The 3662-nt window shown below is 37.6% G+C and carries 3 protein-coding genes; all 3 read left to right on the plus strand.

The window, feature by feature from the left end; translation table 11 throughout:
• The first annotated feature begins 42 nt into the window (after positions 1-42).
• Positions 43-945, plus strand: a complete 903-nt coding sequence (locus tag HXY53_10435; GenBank protein NWF76960.1) for a restriction endonuclease subunit S — start codon at positions 43-45, stop codon at positions 943-945.
• 1 nt (position 946) lies between these two features.
• Positions 947-2446 (plus strand): SAM-dependent DNA methyltransferase, encoded by a 1500-nt coding sequence (locus HXY53_10440; GenBank protein ID NWF76961.1) that lies wholly within the window; start codon positions 947-949, stop codon positions 2444-2446.
• Between the two features lie 401 nt (positions 2447-2847).
• Positions 2848-3662, plus strand: an 815-nt coding sequence (gene pstC / locus HXY53_10445) for a phosphate ABC transporter permease subunit PstC (protein ID NWF76962.1), incomplete at its 3' end; no start/stop codon positions are given.

Here is a 3662-nt window from a genome sequence, read left to right on the forward strand (position 1 = left end):
AGGGCCGTAAGGGCAATTCATGAATTGCCCTTACATGAGCCGATGCACGAGCCAATACATCAGCCCATACATGAGCCCGTACACGAATTGCCCGAATATGAACCCGCCTCGGTCTTACTCGAAAAGATAAAAGAAGAGCGCCTGTCTGCCGTGCCGAGCACGGCACAGGCAGGAAAGAAGAAACTCGGGAAAAAGTATAAGGAGCTCCCGCCAGTTGATACCACAGAATTGCCTGAATTACCAGAAGGCTGGGTGTGGGTGAGATTGGGGGAGATTACTAATGATATACAATATGGTTATACAGCAAAAGCAATTAATGAACCTATTGGCCCAAAAATGTTAAGAATTACCGATATTCAGGATAATAATGTAGACTGGAATAATGTTCCATATTGCGTTATAGAATCAAATGAAGAAAAAAAATACCTTTTAAATGAAGGTGATTTGGTCTTTGCAAGAACTGGCGCAACGGTTGGCAAGAGCTTTCTTATTAAGGGAAAAATACCCAAATCGATTTTTGCTTCATATTTAATACGTATAGTTCTTTCTAAAAAGGTTTTCGAAGAATACGTTTATAATTTTTTTCAATCTTACGAATATTGGAAACAAATTCTTTCAAACCAATTAGGGATAGGTCAACCAAACGTTAATTCACAAATTTTATCTAAAATCATTCTTCCTCTCCCTCCTCTCCCCGAACAGCAGCAAATTGTGGAAGAAATTGAGCGGCGGTTTTCTGTGCTTGATGAGATGGAGAAGGCGATTGATAATAGTTTGAAAGAAGCAGAACAGTTGCGCCAGAGCATCCTTAAAAGGGCATTTGAAGGAAAACTTGTTCCTCAGGATCCAAACGACGAGCCAGCAGAAGAGTTGCTGGAAAGGATAAAGGAGGGAAAGGCAAAACGAGAAAGTGAGAAAAAAGTAAAAAAGAAAGGAGGCAGATAAAATGCCAAACGAGGCACCTGCAATTGTTCAAAGAGTGTGGAATTATTGCAATGTCTTACGCGATGATGGTGTAAGTTATGGTGATTATGTGGAGCAGTTGACCTATCTCTTGTTTCTCAAAATGGCAGATGAGCAAACAAAACCTCCTTTTAATAAACCGTCCATCATTCCAAAGGGAGTGGATTGGCAAAGTCTTCTTGATAAGGATGGGGATGAATTGGAAGTTCAATATCGGCATATTCTTGAGTCTCTTGGGAAAGAAAAAGGCATGCTGGGTGTCATTTTTAGAAAATCACAGAACAAAATTCAAGACCCGGCAAAACTTAGAAGATTAATCGATCTCATCGATGGAGAGACCTGGATGGGAATGGACATCGACGTAAAAGGTGAAATTTATGAAGGCTTGTTGCAAAAGAACGCAGAAGACACAAAGAGCGGAGCAGGTCAATACTTTACACCTCGCCCGTTGATAAAAGCTATGGTTGAGGTAATTCAACCAAAACCTGGCGAAACCATTTATGACCCTGCCTGTGGAACCGGCGGTTTCCTTCTGGCTGCTTATGATTATATTTCACACAATTACAATCTGGATAAAGAGCAAAAGAAATTCCTTAAATACAAAACCGTTTTTGGGAAAGAGCTGGTAGATGGCGTTGCCCGCTTGTGTGTAATGAATCTTTATTTACATGGCATTGGAGGAGAAGCCAGCCTGTCCAGCGGTCAGGAAAGTCCTATCGAAGTTGGCGATTCGCTGGTTTCAGAACCAAAGGAAAATTACGACATAATCCTTACCAATCCTCCATTTGGCAAAAAGAGTAGTATCACCATTGTTAATGGTGAGGGAAAGACGGAAAAAGAATCGCTCGTATACGAAAGACCTGATTTCTGGACAACCACTTCCAACAAGCAACTCAATTTCTTGCAACATGTCAAATCTCTGGCAAAAATAAATGGCAAGGTGGGAATTGTAGTTCCTGATAATGTTTTATTTGAAGGTGGTGCAGGTGAAGTTGTAAGAAGAAAATTGCTTGCCGAGTGTGACCTTCACACTATCTTAAGACTTCCAACAGGAATATTTTATGCTCAAGGTGTTAAAGCCAATGTTCTTTTCTTCGACCGTAAACCAGCAAGTGAAAAACCATGGACAAAAGAAGTATGGTTTTATGACCTCAGAACCAATATAAACTTCACATTAAAAACAAATCCCCTTCGCTATGAAGATTTAAAAGAATTTGTTGAATGTTATAACCCTGAAAATAGATTTAAGAGAAAGCCTACATGGAGTGAAAAAAATCCCGAAGGGAGATGGCGTTCTTTTATGTATGATGAAATTGTGCAAAGGGATAAGGTAAACCTTGATATCTTCTGGTTAAAAGATAAAAGCCTTGAAGATTCAGAAAATCTTCCCGAGCCTGACGAACTTGCAAGAGATCTCGCGGAAAATCTTGAGGCAGCATTAGAACAGTTTAAGGAAATTTATGAAGACATTGAAAGAAAATAAATCAATACATGAATTTATAGGGAAGAAATATGAGATGTAATGAAAAAGCTATTGCTATGATTTAAAGTGGCAAAGTGCAATTAGAAACAGTGTATGACAGGCAGATATTAAACGAATTAAAGATTATTAATCAAAAAATAATTGCAGGTGTAATTCACGAATTACCTGCAATTCTGAGCATGTAATACAAAATTAACTGTAGTGTAACATTATTGTAACAATTAGTTGTAACAATATAGTGTTATATAGAAATTGATTACAAATAATGGATTGTTCTAAATTTACATCTATTAACCCAAAAATATAATAAAATATTAAATAAAGATGCAGATGGCAAAAACAAATTTATTTTTGTTATCTGCACTTTTTGGGTTAACCTGAAACAAGTATTTTTATTTTTTATGAAATGGCAAAGAAAAGAAAGAATAGTAGAAATTATAATAAGTTCAATTGGACTGTTATCAGTTCTTATTCTTTTATTTATTGGATTTTTCCTTTTCAAAGAGGCTTTTTACATCTTCTATAAAGAAGGAGTAACCCATTTAATTTTTGGTTTACAATGGTACCCAACTTATGATCCACCGAGTTTTGGAATGTTCCCACTAATTATGGGAACACTTGCTGTAACATTACTCACTTCTTTTATGGCAATCCCATTAGGTTTAGGCACTGCTGTATATATTGCTGAAGTAGCAAATCATAGGGTTAAAGAATTTTTAAAGCCATTAATAGAAATGCTTGCAAGTTTTCCGTCTGTTGTGCTTGGTTTTTTCGGCATGGTTATAATAGCGCCAATACTGTCAAACTGGCTTTCTCCAATTCTTTCTGAAGCCTTGCCTGAAATTCTAAAAAGCACAAATCTGCCGTTTATTTCAACAACTCTTGCAGATTTTTGTTATGACAAAATGTTTATAGCATCGGGTCTTAATATTACAACCGCATCATTAATGCTGACAGTCAGGGCAATCCCTGTTATAGCAAGTATAGCAGAAGATGCCTTAACAGCTGTTCCAAGAACGTATAGAGAAGCTTCATATTCTCTGGGCGCTGATAAATGGAATACAATCTGGAGAGTTGTTATACCAGCCTCTGTATCTGGATTAAGTGTCGCTGTAATCTTAGGAATTGGAACAATTATTGGGGAAACGATGATTGTGCTTATGGCAGCAGGTGGAGCTGCGGTTGTTCCGCACTGGATTTTTGATGCCGCACGTCC

The organism is Nitrospirota bacterium, assembly GCA_013388455.1.
Lineage (GTDB): Bacteria > Nitrospirota > Thermodesulfovibrionia > Thermodesulfovibrionales > SM23-35 > JACAFF01.